The sequence below is a fragment of the Pseudomonas sp. G11 genome, assembly GCF_029457515.1.
GTDB classification, from domain to species: domain Bacteria; phylum Pseudomonadota; class Gammaproteobacteria; order Pseudomonadales; family Pseudomonadaceae; genus Aquipseudomonas; species Aquipseudomonas gorinensis.
On sequence record NZ_CP120377.1, the window covers coordinates 6008014 to 6028659 of the forward strand.

13 protein-coding genes and 1 other RNA gene are annotated in these 20646 nt (G+C 59.9%); 4 read left to right on the forward strand and 10 right to left on the reverse strand.

The features are described from left to right. Positions 1-94: 94 nt before the first annotated feature. The 10 genes from P2T68_RS27535 to P2T68_RS27580 all read right to left on the reverse strand — a co-directional run bounded on the left by P2T68_RS27535 (position 95) and on the right by P2T68_RS27580 (position 14239). A complete protein-coding gene (locus tag P2T68_RS27535) occupies positions 95-625 on the reverse strand; it encodes a UDP-N-acetylglucosamine acyltransferase (RefSeq protein ID WP_277378560.1) in 531 nt (176 codons plus the stop codon). Between the two features lie 537 nt (positions 626-1162). After that, positions 1163-3124 carry a hypothetical protein gene (locus tag P2T68_RS27540; RefSeq protein WP_277378561.1) on the reverse strand — a complete coding sequence of 654 codons (1962 nt, stop codon included), beginning with the start codon at positions 3122-3124 and terminating at the stop codon, positions 1163-1165. 40 nt (positions 3125-3164) lie between these two features. Continuing rightward, positions 3165-3545, reverse strand: a complete 381-nt coding sequence (locus P2T68_RS27545) for a hypothetical protein (RefSeq protein WP_277378562.1) — start codon at positions 3543-3545, stop codon at positions 3165-3167. 1026 nt (positions 3546-4571) lie between these two features. Then, positions 4572-4772, reverse strand: coding sequence for a DUF6538 domain-containing protein (locus P2T68_RS27550; RefSeq protein WP_277378564.1), 201 nt, complete (start codon positions 4770-4772; stop codon positions 4572-4574). Between the two features lie 80 nt (positions 4773-4852). Next, an RNA gene (ffs, locus tag P2T68_RS27555) (signal recognition particle sRNA small type) lies at positions 4853-4949 on the reverse strand. A 236-nt stretch (positions 4950-5185) separates the two neighbouring features. Then, positions 5186-6352: a putative zinc-binding metallopeptidase gene (locus P2T68_RS27560; protein WP_277378565.1), complete on the reverse strand. Its 1167-nt coding sequence runs from the start codon at positions 6350-6352 to the stop codon at positions 5186-5188. A gap of 160 nt (positions 6353-6512) precedes the next feature. Beyond that, positions 6513-8879, reverse strand: a complete 2367-nt coding sequence (gene ligA / locus P2T68_RS27565) for an NAD-dependent DNA ligase LigA (protein WP_277378566.1) — start codon at positions 8877-8879, stop codon at positions 6513-6515. Between the two features lie 86 nt (positions 8880-8965). Continuing rightward, positions 8966-9829, reverse strand: coding sequence for a cell division protein ZipA (gene zipA, locus P2T68_RS27570; RefSeq protein WP_024076849.1), 864 nt, complete (start codon positions 9827-9829; stop codon positions 8966-8968). A gap of 259 nt (positions 9830-10088) precedes the next feature. After that, the gene (gene smc, locus P2T68_RS27575; protein ID WP_277378567.1) at positions 10089-13577 is read right to left on the reverse strand and encodes a chromosome segregation protein SMC; all 3489 of its coding nucleotides are present in this window, start codon (positions 13575-13577) and stop codon (positions 10089-10091) included. A 2-nt stretch (positions 13578-13579) separates the two neighbouring features. Continuing rightward, positions 13580-14239 (reverse strand): GntR family transcriptional regulator, encoded by a 660-nt coding sequence (locus tag P2T68_RS27580; RefSeq protein WP_024076851.1) that lies wholly within the window; start codon positions 14237-14239, stop codon positions 13580-13582. A gap of 281 nt (positions 14240-14520) precedes the next feature. Here P2T68_RS27580 and xdhA point away from each other — a divergent pair, with 281 nt between their 5' ends. The 4 genes from xdhA to guaD all read left to right on the forward strand — a co-directional run bounded on the left by xdhA (position 14521) and on the right by guaD (position 20633). Further along, positions 14521-15969 carry a xanthine dehydrogenase small subunit gene (gene xdhA, locus P2T68_RS27585; RefSeq protein ID WP_277378568.1) on the forward strand — a complete coding sequence of 483 codons (1449 nt, stop codon included), beginning with the start codon at positions 14521-14523 and terminating at the stop codon, positions 15967-15969. Then, the gene (gene xdhB / locus P2T68_RS27590; protein ID WP_024076853.1) at positions 15962-18361 is read left to right on the forward strand and encodes a xanthine dehydrogenase molybdopterin binding subunit; all 2400 of its coding nucleotides are present in this window, start codon (positions 15962-15964) and stop codon (positions 18359-18361) included. The genes xdhA and xdhB overlap by 8 nt, the downstream gene beginning before the upstream one ends. A 117-nt stretch (positions 18362-18478) precedes the next feature. Continuing rightward, complete coding sequence (xdhC, locus tag P2T68_RS27595) at positions 18479-19321, forward strand: xanthine dehydrogenase accessory protein XdhC (protein WP_024076854.1); 843 nt, start codon at positions 18479-18481, stop codon at positions 19319-19321. 7 nt (positions 19322-19328) lie between these two features. Next, the gene (gene guaD, locus P2T68_RS27600; protein WP_102623535.1) at positions 19329-20633 is read left to right on the forward strand and encodes a guanine deaminase; all 1305 of its coding nucleotides are present in this window, start codon (positions 19329-19331) and stop codon (positions 20631-20633) included. The last annotated feature ends 13 nt before the right edge of the window (positions 20634-20646 follow it).

Genomic DNA, 20646 nt, shown 5'->3' on the forward strand with positions numbered 1-20646 from the left:
CATGGCTAGCGCTACAACCTAAGAAACAGAAAGGGGGATGGGCGTGGATGTCCTTCCCCACTGTCGTTTTTCTCTTACCGGCCAGCCGGTTGGCTTACAGCTTCACAGCCGACAGCGACTGAAGGAATTGGGCGATGTTCGCCTGTACCGACCTATTGAGCGATTCCTTGAGCCGAACCAGCCCGGAAAACGCGTAGCCAGGCGGAACAGTCCCCTCCGTGTAGATTTCTTTTTCAAACAGAGTTTTCCCTGTGCGGCGACTCACAATGGTATAGCGCGCACGCGCGGGCGTGACCATGGTAATGCCACCGACTGGAGGATCTAGCTCCAGCACCTTTACGAAGATGTTGACCTTGTCCGGGGCGTCGTCACTGAACACCCCAGCCTTGTCTATCGCTTCTACCAGCGACTTCTCCCACAGGATGGGGAAACTTTCGCCGTAGGTTGGAATGTCGCCCTTGACTTCGCTGGGAAGGCCATAGGAAACGGAAACGGCCTTGAGTTCTACTGCTTGCTGAGTAGTGGCCCGCTGGACGCCTGGAACTGAGAAGTTGGTCGGCGGCGCTGTGACGCAACCAGTTAGTGTCGCTCCCAGTACGGCGAGTAGTGTGATTCTCTTGAGCATGTCGAAGTCCCTTTCATAGTTGCGCGGATGATACCGATACATTTCGGGCGCGTCCTAACATCAATGGATAGGGCGCTGACGACATCGAGCGGGTTCACAAAAGCATTGCCTGGGCCTCCACGTCACCTCCTCCCTGGAGGTGCTGATTTACATGCAGCAACTCATGCGCCGTCTACACGTCTCCCGCCCTGTGCTGGAGGCGTCGGCACGAACCAGGTGTAAACATTTAGCTTTCGCGGGCAATAGATGCTTGGCAGCTCTTCCAACTATTGGCGAAGCAAGGCTGCCCCTCCCTTGCGGTTGCCTTGTCGAGGCAATTTTTTGAGGCAACCCTGGGGCAGCTATCGCGGTCATTTCCCACAGTCAGTAAGTCCTCAAAGGGTTATGGAATGACTACTAGGTTGGAAGTCTAGGGGCTTGAACTTCCGGGGTTTCATTGCCCGCACCGTCGAAGGCATCCTGAAGGGTTTCACTAACGCCATCCAACAGATTGCGAATTTGTCATGAGCAAACCGAGGAGGCCTAAGATGAATTCAATCAGTAGCCATGTGACTCACGGAATCCCTGATAATGGTGATACTGGATCCATTCCACAACGTCATAAGGAACGTAAAGCTGCTGCTTTGCCCGGGATATTGCAATGTACACGGCACAGATCCTCTGATCGAACTCATAGGCATCCTTGAACTTCACGTTGGTGAGCAACTCAGGTGTCAGCAGCACTCGGTTGAACTCCATCCCCCCCGCTTCTTCTGCCATCATCAAGATGCAGCGTTTACCAGAGCGGCCGACCATCCTGTTTAATCGGGTCAAATCAGCAACCTTAAAGCCTTTTTCCAGCTCCGCCTCCACCCATAGGAACGACTCATCGAATAGGTTGGCATCTCGCACCTGCTGCCAGTCGGGCATATCGCTGAAGTACGGGTGCGGTCCCATTTCACTATGCTCGGGATTGTAGAAATCCGGCTTGAACAATGCGATAGCAGTGCTCATGAAATGCCTGAGATCGTCTTGTGCCTTTTTGTCCGACAAACTAAACGCGCAGTTGGAGTCGTGCAAATGGATGGCCCACTTTACCGTATCCCAAGGGGACGCCGTCAGCACCACACAACCTTCAGGCGGCACGAAGCCTTCGGGATACATTTCGATACCAACATCAGCATTACGAGCGCCTTCGAAGGGAACCTTACTCTTCTGAGAATGCAGGAATATCAAAGGATTGAGCAGTCGCTCGACATTGCGTCCTGAGCGCACGGAGTAGCTGACATTACTTTGCCGAACCTCACGCTTTCTTTGAACCTGCACACCGCCTGCTTGCTGGTACTCATCCCCCAGGGTTATCAGCACCTGACGCCCACGTTCGATAATCTGCAATAGCGACTCGGGAACATCCTGACTTTCGTCAATGAGTACATGTGTATAGCGAGCAGGCACCATGCAGCCCGCGAGGCTCGCCCGTTTTATCATTAGTAATGCCTCGAACCCGGTCTGGCTGCCCCAACCTGGGTTTGCCTCAAGGTAACCCCACAGCCGGCTCGAATACTCAAGAAGCACCTTGGCATCTAGGCTGGACAAGGGTTGCTTGAAATGAGGCAGATGCTTGGCCGACAGACTATGTCCCCTGGAGCGACAAAAGTTTTCTATTACCTTGAGGCAAACATCAACGGTCGCTTGCGAATCGTGGCTATGAAAACCGAGGATATTCAGTTCCTGCGCCACCGTCTGCTTGCCGGGGATTCTGGCGGGCGTAGTTGCGGGTTGAGTCCTGGGGAAGTGCAGTAGCCTCTGCGCAAAGTTCCCGAACGTCCAACCTGCTTTCCTATCACGCGCTCCTCCCATGCGCTCACGAAGGGCTTCCAGCTTTCCAGGAGTGTGTGCCAGTAATAACGTTTTTTCTGGCCGCAGATACTCCATCAAGGCACCGAGCATGTGACTCTTGCCTATCCCCGCGTACCCCTGAACATGCAGGTCTTCGTCCAAATTTGCGCGAAAAATCCTGACCAACTTGTCTTGCGCAGCGCTCAGCCAACGCTCGCGGTGTATGGGTGTAACCACCTGCTCGCTGAATGGGTCGTTACTTCTACGATGGCGGACCTTGTACGCTACATCCCACTTACCATCTGGCAGCAGGTAATCTTCCGCCGATACTTCATCAGCTAGAAGAAAGCGCAGATTCAAGCCTTTGACGGCGTTCAGACCGAAGTACAGCTTCCGTGGATCGAACAACCGCTGCGCTTCTGATAACAACCCTGAAGCCGCTGACTGTCGGGAATCGACCGCCCACGCAATCAGTTTGGACAAAACGGTCTCAGCCGCACCAGAGTTGAGGTCTTTCTCTGCTGCCTGAGCTAGATTCTGGATGACCAACACCGCCGCCAGTTCCGGATCAGTCAAGGCGCTAAGTGCGTTTACACCCTCGATAGCCAACAAGCCAGCGCAGGTTTCCTCTGTGATGGGCAAAAACACAGGGCCAGATAAATCAAAATGTTCCGGGAGCATAAAACCTCATAGATAAGAAAGAACCGGACGCATCACAAGATCAATCCCCGTCATGCTCTTCGCTCATATCAGGGTCATCCTGTTCATCCTCCTCATCGGAATCCAGGGCCCACGGCGCAAGTCTTTCAACTACTATCCTGACATTATTCTGAATGGGCAAAGCACTACGGACGTCGTTAAGCCAGCCCAACTCAATCAACCTGGAGCGCACCAAAGAGATAGGCGCACCGAGATTGATACTTAAATCCACGAGTAACTGATGCGCAGTGGAGATGTTGCAATGCTGATGGTCGATATAGATGATTCCATGCCCGCGCCATTTGACATCGTGATGCTTAAGCAGCGGAACCAAATGGTCCGCCAAGGTTTCGGCCGCCATCCATTGCAGTTGCGTAACCTTTTCTTCGCTTGCCTCACCCATTACTGGGCCCTCCCCTAAAATCGAGCTGGAAGCAATAGCTATCCAATGCGCCCGACACGCCTACGAAGTCGATCCTATGTTCGCCCATCAACGCAGCTCCCCCATCACATCGACTTGTCTCTGAAACCCGCTGGCTGTCACTTCGAACAGTCCATGCTTGCTCCCTCAACACTATACGCCAAGTTCAAGATCATCCTGTTCGACGGGATGTTCAACCGGAAGGTGTACCTCAACGTCGTCGCTCTGCAAGCTAGTCGATGACCGCAACGGCATCTGACAGAACACACAAGCACATTTGAGCAGTGTCCAACCAAAAGTGCTTTAGAACGACTCAAGGGTCACTAACTCAATTACAGGCGCCAATACATCAGGCCCGAAGCCATTAACATAGCGACCAAACGTGATGCCCCCAGGCTGACGCCCCAGTAGCCACCGACAAGTGACTCAGCGCCCCCTTTTGTTTCGGGTGGTCAGCCAAAGTGTGACGGAAGCTATGAAAGTCCTTCTTGGCAGTGTCAGCGCGGAAACCCAACTGTCCACGCCCCCGAGTAAACCACCTCGACGGAGCGGCACTGTAACCGTGCTTTTTATGGCAAGTCAGCTCCGGGAACACACGCTCTTTCCCCGCTCCTTCACCTTCGTCATGTACTCCAGGAAACCCAACGCCAAAAGCTTGGAACGGATTGGCACAAGTCGTTCGGATGACGCCGTCTTGAGCTTCTGGTCCGGCCTCGTAGCCCGTAGGTGGATGCAGGCAATACCATCGATGGTCACCACGTCGTCAGAGAGCTGGCACAGTTCGTTGAGCCTGGCCCCCGTGTAGAGCCCCAGGAGGCCCCTTTGCTATCACGGAGGGCCGTGCAATGGAGGCCTGTACGGCGACTGAGGGTGTTTCCCGTGAGCCTTCAAGCAAAGCATGGCGACGCCAACCAACTGCTGCTGACGCAGCCACGACGCCCAACACGCGAGGCGCTTACCACCAGGCTCCCAGGCACCGCGCAGCAACTCAACAGAGGGTCTACTCTCCTAGAACGCTTGCGTGAACAGCCCCTGGACCTGGGCCAGAATGTCACGCCCATGAATCAGCGCCTCCCGCTTGCAACGAGTTTGCAGGGAGCGACGAATTTCTCTTTGGGGGAATAACGGGCGAATGACATCCGGCACCACGATTCGGAAGTAGTAGACCGAGTGGCGGGACAGCAAAAGGTAGGACGGGATGGTCGACACGGATGTATCACTCCTTGTACCACCGCGTGGCAAAGGGTGAAAAACCGTTAAGAATCAATCACTTGGATGATTGGAGGCAACCCCACCAGCCACACCCCGGCACACAATGTTCCCGCTGTGGCTGCTTCCTTCCGGATCTGACCAGGTTCACGGGTAATCGTTGCGGGGGGACCGATGGGGTCACCATAACGACGCTGGCCTCTCGGCAAGCCGCGCCATTGTACCGATCTCATCGGAAGTTACAACCGTTGGTGCCGGATTAAAATATGAAGGGGTTCAAGTACTTGCCATGGCCGTCAGCATCCCCGCCATCCCCTGTGGGAGGGGGCTTGCTCCCGATAGCGGTCTGCCAGCCAATAAATCAGTGACTGACACACTGCTTTCGGGAGCAAGCGCCCTCCCACATTAATTCATCATGGTGTCTGCAACACCTCGTCCGCCCGGCCGCCCTCTTCCTGGATGACCAGGTGAATGAAGTGCAGCTTGGCGATCACCGCCGGTGGCAGTACGAAGGGATAGAAATCCGGCTGCCCCATGGCACGGGACAGTTCGTTGAGCATGCCGGCCAGTTCGATCCAGGCGTTGACGAAAGACAGGAACGCCGCACCGCCAGGGTGCTCGGGGTCGTAGAGGGTGCTCAGGGGAAATGGCTGGTAATCCAGGTCCAGTTCCCGCGCACTCATGCCAAACCCCAGGGCGGTGTCGACCGCGTCCATCATGTGCAGGTAGTGGGCCCAGGTTTCGGCCCAGTCTTCCCACGGGTGCATGGTGGCGTAGGCACTGACGCAGGTATGTTGCCAATCCGGGCGCGGGCCATTCTGGTAGTACTGGTCGAGGGCGTCGGTGTAACTGGCGCTTTCGTCGCCGAACAGGTCGCGAAAAGGCGTCTGCCAATGGCTGTTGGCGATCAGGCGATCCCAGTAATAGTGACCGACCTCGTGGCGAAAATGCCCGAGCAGCGTGCGATAGGGTTCGCGCATCTGCACCCGGACTTTTTCGCGGTGGGTGTCGTCGGCCTCCTTGATGTCGAGGGTAACCAGGCCGTTGGCATGCCCGGTGGTCGGCGCATTGCCTTCCAGGTCGATGCCGACGAAGTCGAAGGCCAGGCCGTTGTCTTCGTCGATGCTCTTGGGCACGACGCGCAGGCCCAGACTGATCAGTTGTGCCACCAGTCGGCGCTTGGCGGTTTCCACCTTGCGCCAGCGCTCGTGGTTCTCGGTGATCGACAGGTCGGGAATGGTGCGGTTCAGGCTGCAGGCCACGCACAGCGGTGCGGTGCTGTGGGCGGGAATCAGCCAGTTGCAGGCGGCGGGCGTGTCGAGGTTGGCACAGCGGCGAAAGGCGCCTGCATCGAGGTTGTCGTCTTGCAGCCAGGTGTCCACGACAGGCCCCGGCTGCAGGGAGGACAATCGGCTTTGTTGGGGTTGATAGCCCAGCACCGCCGAGCAGGCCAGGCATTGGCTGTTGCGAAAGAACAGCGGCTGACCGCACCGGCATTGCCAGACCTTGCTGTTGCGCGAGGATTCGGCCATGAACGGTGCGGCGATGCGCGAACTGAGTTGCTCGAAATAGCGAAACATGGCGATCTCTCCCTGGGTGACAGAGACTAGATCATTTCTCGCTCGGGATCGTTCCACTTTGCTGCCCGACGCGGGGCGAGCCCTAATGCCTGTCGGTTAAGAATGGAACGAGCAAACAGTAACCTGTGGTGAGCCGGCTCGCCACCAGAAGCGCACGCTATCAGACGGTGATGTGATGCCCGGCGAGGAAGGCCACGAAAGCGTCTTCGTCCAGCACCTTCAGGCCCAGTTCGCTGGCCTTGGCCAACTTCGAACCAGCACCCGGCCCGGCCACCACGCAATGGGTTTTCGCCGACACCGAACCGGCCACCTTGGCGCCGAGGCTTTCGAGCTTGTCCTTGGCGACATCGCGGCTCATCCGCTCCAGGGAGCCGGTCAGCACCCAGGTATGCCCTGCTTCCGGCAAGCCTTCGATCACTTTCTTCTCGCTCTGCCAGTGCATGCCGAATTCCTCGAGCTGCCGCTCGATGGCCAGGGCATGGTTGGCATGGTCGGGGTTATCGAAGAACTCGCGCACAGCCTTGGCCTGCTTCTCGGGCAGCGCCTGGCGCATATCGAGCCAGTCAGCCTTGATCACGCCTTCGAGGGAGCCGAACTTGTCCGCCAGTTTCTGCGCGGCGCCGGGACCGACGCTGGGCACATTGAGTTTGTCGAGCAAACCGCCGAGGGTGGTGCTGGCGGCGAATTCGGCGGCCAGGGCGCCTTCGTCTTGCAATTGCAGGCCGCATTTGTCCGGCGCCAACAGTGCGCCGATCACGTCCTGGTTGTGGCAGTCATCAAAGAAGCTGCGGATCTCGTGCGCGACTTCCAGGCCCACGTCCGGCAGGTACGTCAGCACCTCCGGCAACGCGCGCTGCACGCGCTCCAAGGCCCCCAGGGAACGCGCCAGCACCTTGGCGGTCTCCTCGCCCACGTCGGGAATGCCTAAGGCGTAGATGAAGCGCGCCAGGGTCGGGCTCTTGCTGTTCTCGATGGCGGCGATCAGCTTCTTGCTGGAGATATCGGCGAAGCCTTCCAGGCCGATGATCTGTTCGTACTTGAGCGTGTAGAGGTCAGCCGGCGAACCAATGAGTTTTTCATCCACCAACTGCTCGATGGTCTTGTCGCCCAGGCCATCGATGTCCATCGCCCGGCGCGAGACGAAATGGATGATCGCCTGCTTGAGCTGCGCGCCACAGGCCAGGCGGCCGACACAGCGGTACACCGCGCCTTCGCTGACGGTTTCCTTGCCCTTGCTGCGCTTGACCAGTTGCGTGCGCTCGACGTGGGAGCCGCACACCGGGCAACTCTCGGGGATCTGCACGGCGCGGGCATTTTCCGGACGGCGCTCGGTGACCACCGATACCACCTGCGGGATCACGTCTCCGGCACGGCGGATGATCACGGTGTCGCCGATCATGAGGCCCAGGCGCGCCACTTCGTCCATGTTGTGCAAGGTGGCATTGGACACGGTCACACCCGCGACCTTGACCGGTTTCAGTCGTGCCACCGGCGTGACGGCACCGGTGCGGCCAACCTGGAATTCCACGTCGAGCAGCTCGGTCAGTTCTTCCATGGCCGGGAATTTGTGCGCGATCGCCCAACGCGGCTCACGGGCACGGAAACCCAGTTCGCGCTGGGAGGCAATACTGTTGACCTTGAACACCACGCCGTCGATTTCATAGGGCAGGCTGTTACGTCGCTCGCCGATATCGCGGTAGTAGTCCAGGCATGCCTGGATGCCCTTGGCCAACTTCAGCTCATGGCTGATCGGCAGGCCCCACTTCTGCAACTGCTTCAAATTGCCGATGTGGGTGTCACTGATGTCTGCGGTGACCTGGCCAATGCCGTAGCAGCAGAACTCCAGCGGGCGGCTGGCGGTGATCTTCGAGTCCAGCTGGCGCAGGCTGCCGGCGGCGGCGTTACGCGGGTTGGCGAAGGTCTTGCCGCCGACTTCCAGTTGCGAGGCGTTCAGTCGCTCGAAACCGGCCTTGGACATGAACACTTCGCCGCGCACTTCCAGGGTGGCCGGCCAGCCGGTGCCGTGCAGTTTCAACGGGATATTGCGCACGGTGCGCACATTGACGCTGATGTCTTCGCCCGTAGTGCCGTCGCCGCGGGTGGCGCCGCGCACCAGTTCGCCGTCCTGGTACAAAAGGCTGACCGCCAGGCCATCCAGCTTTGGTTCACAGCTGTACTCCACCGCGGCACCACCGCCAAACAGATCGCCCACCGGCAGGTCGAGCCCCTCGGTGACGCGGCGATCGAACTCGAGCATGGTGGTTTCATCGAACGCGTTGCCCAGGCTGAGCATCGGGATCTCATGACGCACCTGGGTAAAGGCCGACAAGGCCGCACTGCCGACCCGCTGCGTCGGCGAATCACGCGTCACCAGTTCCGGGTGCTCGGCTTCCAGGGCCTTGAGCTCATTGAACAAGCGGTCGTACTCGGCGTCCGGAATGCTCGGCTCGTCGAGCACGTGGTAACGGTAATTGTGCTGATCCAGTTCAGCGCGCAGTTCAAGGATGCGGGTGTGGGCGGCGGTCATGGGTGTTCTCTCATAAAGCAAAAGAGCAGCCGAAGCTGCTCAAATGTTGGTGCGCTTATTCTATCGACAACGCTTGAGGCCAATCCTCAGCGTTTCTGTGTCAGGGCGCGACGCTCGAATTCGACGATGCGCTGACGGTAGTGTTCGATGGTCTGGGCGGTGAGGACGCTGCGCTGATCGTCCTTCAATTCGCCATTCAGTTCCTGGGACAGCTTGCGCGCTGCCGCCACCATCACGTCGAACGCTTGTTTCGGGTGACGCGGGCCTGGCAAGCCAAGGAAGAAGCTGACGGCCGGCGTGCTGAACAGGTCAATATCGTCCAGGTCGAAGGTGCCCGGCTTGACCGCGTTGGCCATGGAGAACAGCACTTCGCCATTACCGGCCATGCTTTCGTGGCGGTGGAAGATGTCCATTTCGCCAAAACGCAGGCCGCTTTCGAGGATGTTCTGCAACAGCGCCGGGCCTTTGAAGCCCGCGGCGTCGCGGCAAATCACGCTGATCACCAGCACTTCTTCGGCGGCCGGCTGATCGCTGACCGATTGGCGCGGCGGGCTCTTGGTCGCATTCTCATCAGGGAAGTCATCATCGCGGCTGCTGAAACTCGGGCCTTCGTCGACGTCAAGGTTCAGGTCGCCCTGGTGCGGCTCGGCAACTGCAGCACTGCCGCGCTTGCCACGTTTGGAAGACGGCTCGCGGGCTTCACGCACAGGCGCACTCATGGACGGCAGGTCATGCTCATCCAGCTGCGGTTCCTTATGGGTATCCAACACACGGGGCGGCCCCAGCAGCTCGGCGCTGCCGTCGTCGTCGGGCAAGTTGGACAGGTTACGGTCCAGACGGAATTTGAGCTTGCCCTTGCCACCGCGCATGCGGCGCCAGCCATCAAAAAGAATACCGGCAATGACAATAATGCCGATGACGATCAGCCACTCGCGCAGACCGATTTCCATGTAATCCCGTGCCTCTAATAAAAAATGCTGAAAAATAAGGGGTTTAGCACCGTGCAAACCGCTTTAAAACGTGGCGCCAACTCTATGTTCTGACTGACGTTTTGCCCACGCATACGAAAAATTGACATTAAACTAGCACGACCAAAGATAACTTTACACCGTCTGTCAAAATGCCTTGAACAAATATGTCCATTTGCCACTTTCGCCAGGGCGGTAAACCGTCTTACATCGCGCTGAAAATCTTCTCTCCTGGCGTGGCTCAGGATTCCACCATCGCCATCGCTTCTTCGACATCCACCGCGACCAATCGCGAACAGCCCGGCTCGTGCATCGTCACCCCCATCAACTGATCAGCCATTTCCATGGCGATCTTGTTGTGGGTGATATAGATGAACTGCACAGTCTGGGACATCTCCTTGACCAGGCGTGCGTACCGTCCCACGTTAGCGTCATCCAGCGGTGCGTCAACTTCGTCGAGCATGCAGAACGGCGCCGGGTTCAACTTGAAGATGGCAAACACCAGGGCCAATGCGGTCAGGGCTTTTTCGCCGCCGGACAACAAATGGATGGTGCTGTTCTTCTTGCCCGGAGGCCGCGCCATGATCGTTACCCCTGTATCGAGTAGATCTTCGCCCGTCAGTTCCAAGTAAGCGCTGCCACCACCGAAAACTTTTGGGAATAACGCCTGTAAACCGCCATTAATCTGATCAAAGGTATCCTTGAAGCGGTTGCGGGTTTCCTTGTCGATCTTGCGGATCACGTTTTCCAGGGTATCCAGGGCTTCGACCAGGTCGGCGTCCTGGGCGTCCAGGTAGCGTTTGCGCTCGGACTGCTGCTGGTACTCATCGATGGCGGCCAGGTTGATTGCCCCCAGGCGCTGAATCCGCGCGGCTATGCGTTCGAGTTCTTCTTCGGCGTCTTTTTCGTTAGCCTCGGCGGTCAAGGTGTCAAGCACGCCGTGCAGGTCGTAGCCATCCTCGAGCAACTGGTCCTGGAGGGTTTTGCGGCGCACGGTCAGGGCTTGCCATTCCATGCGCTGTTGTTCGAGCTGGCCGCGGATCAGTTGGGATTGCTGCTCGGCCTGGGTCCGGCGCTTTTCTGCGTCACGCAGTTCGCGGTCGGCATCTTCGAGGGCGATTTGCGCGGTCTTGAGTTCTTCGTCGACGGTCATGCGCTTGTCGAGCAGCTCTTCAAGCTTGAGCCGCAGCTCTTCCAGGGGCGCTTCGCCCTCCTCCAGGTTGAGGCTCAGTTGCTCGCGCTTCTCGGTCAGGCGTTCGGACTGCATCTCCAGGCGCTCAAGGGCCTGGCGCGTGGAGTCGTGCTGCGCACGCAGCGAGCCGAGGCGCACCGCCAACTGGTGAGCGTGGTCTTTGTGCTGGCGAGCTTCCTGGCGCACACGGTCAAGGCGTTCACGCAGGCTGTCCCGCTGGGCCAGCAGCAGTTCGCGTTGCTCGGTGTCCTGGGCCATGCTGTCGAGGGCTTCCTGCAATTGCAGGCGTGCTTCGCCGATTTGTTCGTGCTCGAGCGCGCGTTGCTCGCCCATCTCGGCTACTTCTTCATCGAGACGGGTACGGCGCAGGGTCAGTTGCTCGACCTTGGCTTTGCTCGCGGAAAGCTGGGCTTTCAATTCGCCTTGCTGACGCGCCTCATCCTGCAACAGGCGACGCAGGTGTTCGCGGCCGGTCTCTTGCTGGCGCTGGGTGGCGCGCAGGGTTTGCAGCTCGGTTTCCAGGCTTTCCAGGGTCGCTTCGCGCTCTTCACGCTCGGCGATCAGATTGACGATTTCCTGGCCACGGGCCAAAACCCCGCTTTCTGCTTCACTGGCGCGGCGTACCCGCAGGAAGTGGCGGCCGACCCAGTAGCCATCACGGCTGATCAGGCTTTCGCCGGCAGCCAACTGACCGCGCTGGGCCAGCGCCTGCTCAAGTGATTCAACCGGTTTGACCTGGCCCAGCCACGGCGACAAGTCAATCGCCGACTCGACCTTGTCCAGCAAACTGCCCGGCACGCGGGTGCCGTCGGCGGCCGGGCTGAGCAGGCGCAAATCGCCCTGGGCAAAACCGGCCAGGTCGAAGCCCCCAAAATCGTCCACCAGTACCGCTTGCAGGTCGGCACCCAATACGGTTTCCACCGCCAACTCCCAACCGGCTTCGACTTTCAAGCCTTCGGCCAGGCGCGGACGCTCGGCCAGATGCTGGTCGCGCAGCCATTCGGCGGTACCGGTGCCAGGGTCCAGAGCGGCTTGCTGCAGGGCTTCCAGGGAGGCCAAACGACCGTTGAGCCGCTGCAGATCGCCCTGGGCCTGCTGCTGGGCCTGGGTCGCCTGTTGCAGTTGCTGGCGCAATTGCTCCAGGCGCTCGACTTGCTGTTCTTCGCTGGCCTCCAGCTCTTCGAGGGTCATCTCGCTTTCGGCCAGTTGCTCGCTGAGCTCCATGATCGCCGCGTCTTCCGGGTCGGCAGCGAGCAACACGCGTTCTTCCTGCAAGCGACGCTGGCGTTCGGCCAGACGCTCCATGCTGGTTTCCAGCTGCTGGATGCGTGACTGTTGCACTTCGGCCTGGCGCCGAGGCTCGGCGGATTTCAGGTTGAAGGTGTCCCACTGCTCCTGCCAGCCGTGCATGGTGGCTTCGGATTCTTCCAGGGCGGCAGCGGCTTCTTCGGCCGCCGCGCTGGTGATCTCCTGCTCGGGAGTGAGCAGGTCCAGCTCTTCGCCAAGGGTCAGCAGCAAGGTGCGGTCATGGCCCAGGTGAGATTCGGTCTCCAGGCGCGCGCGCTCGGCTTCCTTCAAATCCTCCTGCAACTGACGCAAGCGCTGCTGGCCGTGCTGGATGCTCTGCTCGACCCGGGCGATGTCCCCCCCCACCGAGTAGAAACGGCCCTGCACCAGATTGAAGCGCTCGGACAGGTCATGGTGACCGTCGCGCAGGCGCTCGATGCTGGCGTCGGCATTGCGTTGCTCGGCTACCAGGGCTTCGAAGCTGATTTCCTGGGTGCCGATGATCGCTTCACGCTGGCCCACCTGGTCATTCAGCGCCTGCCAGCGCAGGGCCGACAGTTGCGCCTTGAGCTGGCGCTCCTCGCCCTTGTATTCCTGGTACTTTTCGGCGGCCTGGGCCTGGCGGTGCAGGCGTTCCAATTGGCGTTCCAGCTCTTCACGCAGGTCGGTGAGGCGGGCAAGGTTTTCGTGGGTGCGGCGGATACGGTTTTCAGTTTCGCGGCGGCGCTCCTTGTACTTGGAGATGCCGGCCGCTTCTTCGATAAAGTTGCGCAGGTCTTCCGGCTTGGCTTCGATCAGCTTGGAGATCATGCCTTGCTCGATGATCGAGTAGCTGCGCGGGCCCAGGCCGGTACCGAGGAAGATATCGGTGATATCCCGGCGCCGGCACTTGGTGCCGTTGAGGAAGTAGCTGTTCTGGCTGTCGCGGGTCACTTTACGGCGGATGGAGATTTCCGCGTAGGCCGCATATTCGCCGACCAGGGTGCCGTCGGAGTTATCGAACACCAGTTCGATGCTGGCCTGGCTGACGGGTTTGCGGCTGGTGGAGCCGTTGAAGATGACGTCGGTCATCGACTCGCCGCGCAGGTTTTTTGCCGAGCTCTCGCCCATCACCCAGCGTACGGCGTCGATGATGTTCGACTTGCCGCAGCCATTGGGCCCCACCACTGCCGCCATGTTACTGGGGAAGTTCACCGTGGTCGGGTCGACGAAGGATTTGAACCCCGCCAGTTTGATGCACTTGAGCCGCACGCTTAGGCGTCCGCCAACGCAGCGATGACCAGCGAGCAACTACGCTGGCCATAGGCCGACAACACCTGGCGAATCTGCGGCAGGTCGCGGGCAAGCACGGCGGCGAGCAATTGCTCGAACAACGCCAGGTACTCGCTCATGGAGGCCTTGCGCTGATCGAGGGCCAGGTAATAGGCACGGTTCATCGCCGGCTGCAGGTTTTCGACGGTTTCCTGCAAATACGGGTTGTTGGCGAAGGGGTACGCGGCGCGCATCACGCTGAAGCATTCTTCGACAAAGGCGCGGATGTCCTGGCGCTCGAAACTGCCGACCAGGCGCTGCTGGATCTGCAGGAACGGCGCCATGTCAGCCTGGGTCTGCCAGCCCTGGGCCACCGCATTGCCGAGCAGGATATACAGCTCACTCATCAACGTGCACAGGCTCTGCACCTTGTGTGCGGTGAGCTCGGTGACGTGGGCGCCACGGCGCGGCAGGATCGCGATCAGGTGGCGACGTTCGAGGATCAATAAGGCTTCACGCACGGAACCACGGCTGACATTGAGCGCCAGCGTGACTTTCTGTTCCTGGATCCGCTCCCCAGGCTTGAGATCGCCGCGAATGATACGTTCGGCGAGGTGGTGAGCAATTTGCTCGGCGAGACTGTCCGGCGCCTTGAACGTCATGTTTTCCCTTCAAAATCTTCTATCGATACAAGCGCGGCAGTGTAGCGCAAATGCCTGGCTGATGGCGCTAGGCCCACCTTGCTGAATTTGGCACGGAATAAGCAGCGCTGAAACCCAGAAGCCCCCCAAAAACAGCGGTTCCAGAAGACTGGACCATAATTGAAAGTGTTGTGATCGCAATTTCTTGACCTCACAGTCAGAAAATCATTGACCGAAAAGTCAGACATGACTAGATTCGGCGCAAAGCGGTTAACAACAATAATGAGTCTGCGAGGCCTTCCGTGATCCAGTTTCTACTTAACCAGGAGCTCCGTAGCGAGCACGCCCTGGACCCCAACCTGACCGTGCTCAACTATTTGCGTGAGCACCTGGGCAAATCCGGTACCAAGGAAGGCTGCGCCAGCGGCGATTGCGGTGCATGCACCGTGGTGGTCGGCGAGCTGCACAGCGACGAGCCAGGCGCTGAGCGGATTCGCTACCGCAGCCTCAATGCCTGCCTGACGTTTGTCTCATCGTTGCATGGCAAACAATTGATCAGCGTCGAAGACCTGAAGCACCAGGGTCAACTGCACAGCGTGCAACAGGCCATGGTCGAATGCCACGGGTCGCAATGCGGCTTTTGCACCCCCGGTTTTGTGATGTCACTGTTTGCCCTGCAAAAGAACAGCGACGCGCCAGATAGCCAGAAAGCCCATGAAGCCCTGGCCGGCAACTTGTGCCGTTGCACCGGCTACCGCCCGATCCTGGCCGCCGCCGAGCAGGCCTGCTGTAACAAACCCCAGGACCAGTTCGACAGCCGGCAAGTCGAAACCATCGCACGCCTCAAGGCCATCGCACCGACGCAAACCGGTGAACTCAACAGCGGCGACAAACGCTGCCTGGTCCCCCTGACCGTCGCCGACCTCGCCGACCTCTACGATGCCTACCCGCAAGCCCGGCTGCTGGCTGGCGGCACTGACCTGGCGCTGGAAGTCACCCAGTTCCACCGCACGCTGCCGGTGATGATCTACGTCGGCAACATCGACGAAATGAAGCGCATTGAATCCTTCGACGATCGCCTGGAAATCGGCGCCGCCGCCCCTCTTTCCGACTGCTACACCGCGCTGCACCAGGCCTACCCGGACTTCGGTGAGCTGCTGCACCGTTTCGCGTCCCTGCAAATCCGCAACCAAGGCACCCTGGGCGGCAATATCGGCAACGCCTCGCCGATTGGCGATTCGCCACCACTGCTGATCGCCCTCGGCGCGCAGATCGTGCTGTGCAAGGGCAACACCCATCGTACGTTGGCGCTGGAAGATTACTTCATCGACTACCGCGTCACCGCACGCCAGGACAGCGAGTTCATCGAGAAAATCATCGTGCCCAAGGGCCACGCGCTATTCCGGGCGTACAAAGTGTCCAAGCGCCTGGACGACGATATTTCCGCGGTGTGCGCGGCTTTCAACCTCAAGATCGACAACGGTGTGATCAGCGATGCGCGTGTTGCCTTCGGGGGCATGGCCGCCACCCCGAAACGCGCAAAACATTGCGAGAGCGTACTGATCGGCGCCACCTGGAATGCCGCCACCGTCGAGAAAGCCTGCACTGCCCTGGCCGAGGATTTCACCCCGTTGTCGGACTTCCGCGCCAGCAAGGAATACCGCCTGCTCAGCGCGCAGAACCTGCTGCGCAAATACTTTATCGAGCTGCAAACGCCGCACATCGAGACTCGGGTGACCGCTTATGTCTAACCATCACGCCGTGGTAAAAACCCAGGCCGAACTGGCCGAGCTGTTTGCCCAGGACCTGACCTCCGGGGTCGGCCGCAGCGTCAAGCATGACAGCGCCGCCAAGCACGTCAGCGGTGAAGCGCAGTACATCGATGACCGCCTGGAATTCCCCAACCAGTTGCACCTGTATGCGCGCATGTCCGACCGCGCCCACGCGAAGATCCTCAGCATCGACACCGCGCCCTGCTACGCCTTCGACGGTGTGCGTATCGTCATCACCCATGAAGACGTGCCAGGCCTGAAAGACATCGGCCCGCTGATGCCCGGCGACCCGCTGCTGGCCATCGACACCGTGCAGTTTGTCGGCCAAGTGGTATTGGCCGTGGCTGCCCGCGATCTGGAAACCGCACGCAAGGCCGCGATGGCGGCCGTGATCGAATACGAAGACCTCGAACCCGTATTGGATGTGGTCGAGGCCTTTCGCAATAAGCATTTCGTGCTCGACAGCCACACCCACCAACGCGGTGATTCGGCCGGCGCACTGGCGACCGCAAAAAACCGCCTCCAGGGCACCCTGCATATCGGCGGCCAGGAACACTTCTACCTGGAAACCCAGATCTCGTCAGTGATGCCCACCGAAGACGGCGGCATGATCGTCTACTGCTCCACCCAGAACCCCACCGAAATACAGAAGCTGGTGGCCGAAGTACTTGACGTGTCGATGAACAAGATCGTCGTCGATATGCGTCGCATGGGCGGTGGTTTCGGCGGCAAGGAAACCCAGGCGGCCAGCCCGGCGTGCCTGTGCGCGGTGGTCGCGCGCCTGACCGGGCAGCCGACCAAGATGCGCCTGCCCCGGGTCGAAGACATGCTGATGACCGGCAAGCGCCACCCCTTCTATATCGAATACGACGTGGGCTTCGACGACAGCGGTCGCCTGCAGGGTATCAATCTGGAACTGGCGGGTAACTGCGGTTGCTCGCCGGACCTGTCGAACTCGATTGTCGACCGCGCAATGTTCCACGCCGACAACGCGTATTACCTGGGCGACGCCACGGTCAACGGCCACCGCTGCAAGACCAACACCGCGTCCAACACCGCCTACCGGGGCTTTGGCGGCCCCCAAGGCATGGTCGCCATCGAGGAAGTGATGGACGCCATCGCCCGCCACTTAGGCCAGGATCCGCTGGCCGTGCGCAAGGCCAACTACTACGGCAAGACCGAGCGCAACGTCACTCACTACTACCAGACCGTCGAGCACAACATGCTCGAGGAAATGACCGCTGAGCTTGAAGCCAGCAGCCAATACGCCGAGCGCCGTGAAGCGATCCGCCTGTACAACGCCCACAGCCCGATCCTGAAAAAAGGCCTGGCGCTGACCCCGGTGAAATTCGGTATTTCCTTTACCGCCAGTTTCCTGAACCAGGCCGGTGCGCTGATCCATATCTACACCGACGGCAGCATCCACCTGAACCACGGTGGTACCGAAATGGGCCAGGGGTTGAACACCAAGGTCGCACAGGTGGTGGCCGAAGTGTTCCAGGTGGAAATCGACCGCGTGCAGATCACCGCCACCAATACCGACAAGGTGCCCAACACCTCGCCGACCGCCGCCTCCAGCGGTGCCGACCTGAACGGCAAGGCCGCGCAGAACGCCGCCGAAACCATCAAGCAACGCCTGGTGGAATTCGCCGCGCGCAAGTACGACGTGAGTGAGGCCGACGTGGCATTCCACAACGGCCATGTGCGCGTGCGCGATCATATCCTGACCTTTGAAGCGCTGATCCAGCAGGCGTACTTCGCCCAGGTGTCGCTGTCGAGCACTGGCTTCTACAAGACCCCGAAAATCTTCTACGACCGCAGCCAGGCGCGGGGGCGGCCGTTCTACTACTACGCCTTTGGCGCGGCCTGTTGCGAGGTGATCGTCGACACCCTGACCGGCGAATACAAGATGCTGCGCACCGACATCCTCCACGACGTGGGCGCCTCGTTGAACCCGGCGATCGACATCGGCCAAGTGGAAGGCGGCTTCATCCAGGGCATGGGCTGGCTGACCATGGAAGAGCTGGTGTGGAACAACAAGGGCAAGCTGATGACCAACGGCCCGGCCAGCTACAAGATCCCGGCGGTGGCCGACATGCCGCTGGACCTGCGCGTGAAGCTGGTGGAGAACCGCAAGAACCCGGAAGACACGGTGTTTCATTCCAAGGCCGTGGGCGAGCCACCGTTCATGCTCGGCATTGCCTCGTGGTGTGCGATCAAGGATGCAGTGGCGAGCCTGGGTGACTATCGCCATCAGCCGAAGATCGATGCACCGGCGACACCGGAGCGGGTGTTGTGGGGGTGCGAGCAGATGCGCAAGTTGCAGGCGGCTGTGCCTGTTGAAACCGAAACCGAGATGGCTTCGCTCTAGACCGAGGCGCTGCCATCGGGGGCGAGCCCCCTCCCACATTTGAAGGCCTTCACAGATCAAAGTGTGGGAGGGGGCTTGCCCCCGATGACGGCCTGACAGACACCACAAGAGGTGACTATGAACAACTGGATCAGCGCCCTCGCCAACCTGCAGAACCAAGGCGAACCCTGCGTACTGGTGACCATCATCGAAGAGCTCGGCTCCACGCCGCGCAATGCCGGTTCGAAGATGGTGATCAGCGCCACGCAAACCTTCGACACCATCGGTGGCGGACACCTGGAATACAAGGCGATGCAGATCGCCCGTGACATGCTCGCGCGCGGCCAGCAGAACACCCACCTGGAGCGCTTCAGCCTCGGCGCGAGCTTGGGCCAGTGCTGCGGTGGCGTAACCGTATTGCTGTTCGAACCCATGGGCCAGGTGCAGGCGCAGATCGCGGTGTTCGGCGCCGGTCACGTCGGCCGCGCGTTGGTGCCGTTGCTGGCGAGCCTGCCGTGCCGGGTGCGCTGGATCGATTCGCGCGAGCAGGAATTCCCGGAACATATCCCCCAGGGCGTGCGTAAAATCGTCAGCGAAGAGCCGGTGGACGAAATTGCCGACCTGCCCGCGGGTAGTTATTGCATCGTCATGACCCACAATCACGCGCTGGACCTGGAACTGACCGCCGCCCTGCTCAAGCGTAATGACTTTGCCTACTTCGGCCTGATCGGCTCGAAGACCAAACGCGTCAAGTTCGAACACCGCCTGCGTGATCGCGGCTTCGACGCCGCGCAGTTGCAACGCATGCGCTGCCCCATGGGCCTCACCGAGGTAAAGGGCAAATTGCCGGTAGAGATCGCCATCTCCATCGCCGGCGAAATCATCGCCACCTATAACGCCCATTTCGGCCAGCACACCGCGAGCGCCGAACCTATTGCCAAACTGCTGCCGGTGTCACGCCGCAGCCAAGCTATCAATTGAGACGACCATGCCTTTGACTCGCAAAGCCTACCGTGCCGCCCTCCTGCACAGCATCGCCGACCCCGCTGAAGTGGGCATCGAAGCCTCCTATGAGTATTTCGAAGACGGCCTGCTGGTGATCGAAAACGGCAAGATCAGTGCCCTGGGCCACGCCAGTGACCTGCTGCCGAAGCTGCCCGCCGATATCGACATCACCCACTACCAGGATGCGCTGATTACCCCAGGCCTGATCGACACCCATATCCACCTGCCGCAAACCGGCATGGTCGGCGCCTATGGCGAGCAGTTACTGGACTGGCTCAACACTTACACCTTCCCGTGCGAACGCCAGTTCGCCGACAAGGCCCACGCCGAAGAAGTGGCCGACATTTTCATCAAGGAATTGCTGCGCAATGGCACCACAACCGCCCTGGTGTTCGGCAGCGTGCATCCGCAGTCGGTGAACGCGTTCTTTGAAGCGGCCGCAAAACTCGACCTGCGTATGATCGCCGGCAAAGTGATGATGGACCGCAACGCCCCGGATTACCTCACCGACACCGCCGAATCCGGCTACCAGGAAAGCAAGACGTTGATCGAACGCTGGCACGGCAAGGGCCGCCTGCACTATGCGGTCACGCCCCGCTTCGCCCCCACCAGCACGCCGGAACAATTGGCGTTGGCCGGTCAACTGCTGGGCGAGTACCCGGACCTGTACATGCAGACGCACATCAGTGAGAACAAGCAGGAAGTCGAGTGGGTGAAGGCGTTATTTCCAGAGCGCAACGGCTACCTGGATGTGTACGACCATTACAAACTGCTGGGTGAGCGCTCGGTGTTCGCCCACGGTGTGCACCTGTGTGATGACGAATGCGCGCGGCTGGCGGAGACGGGGTCGGCGGTGGCGTTCTGCCCGACGTCGAACCTGTTCCTCGGCAGCGGCCTGTTCAACCTGCCGATGGCCGAGAAACACAAGCTCAACGTTGGCCTGGGCACGGATGTGGGCGGCGGCACCAGCTTCTCACTGCTGCAAACCTTGAACGAAGCCTATAAGGTCATGCAACTGCAGGGCGCGCGGTTGAGCCCATTCAAGTCGTTGTACCTGGCCACCCTCGGGGGTGCGCGGGCGCTGCGCCTGGAAGACAAGATCGGCACGTTGCAGCCAGGCACCGATGCAGACTTTCTGGTGCTGGATTACAACGCCACGCCACTGCTGAGCTATCGCTTGAAGCAGGCCAACAACATAGCCGAGACGTTGTTCGTGTTGATGACGCTGGGGGATGATCGGACGGTGCTGCAGACCTATGCGGCCGGCCAACGGGTGCACCAACGCTGATCTGCGCCACAAC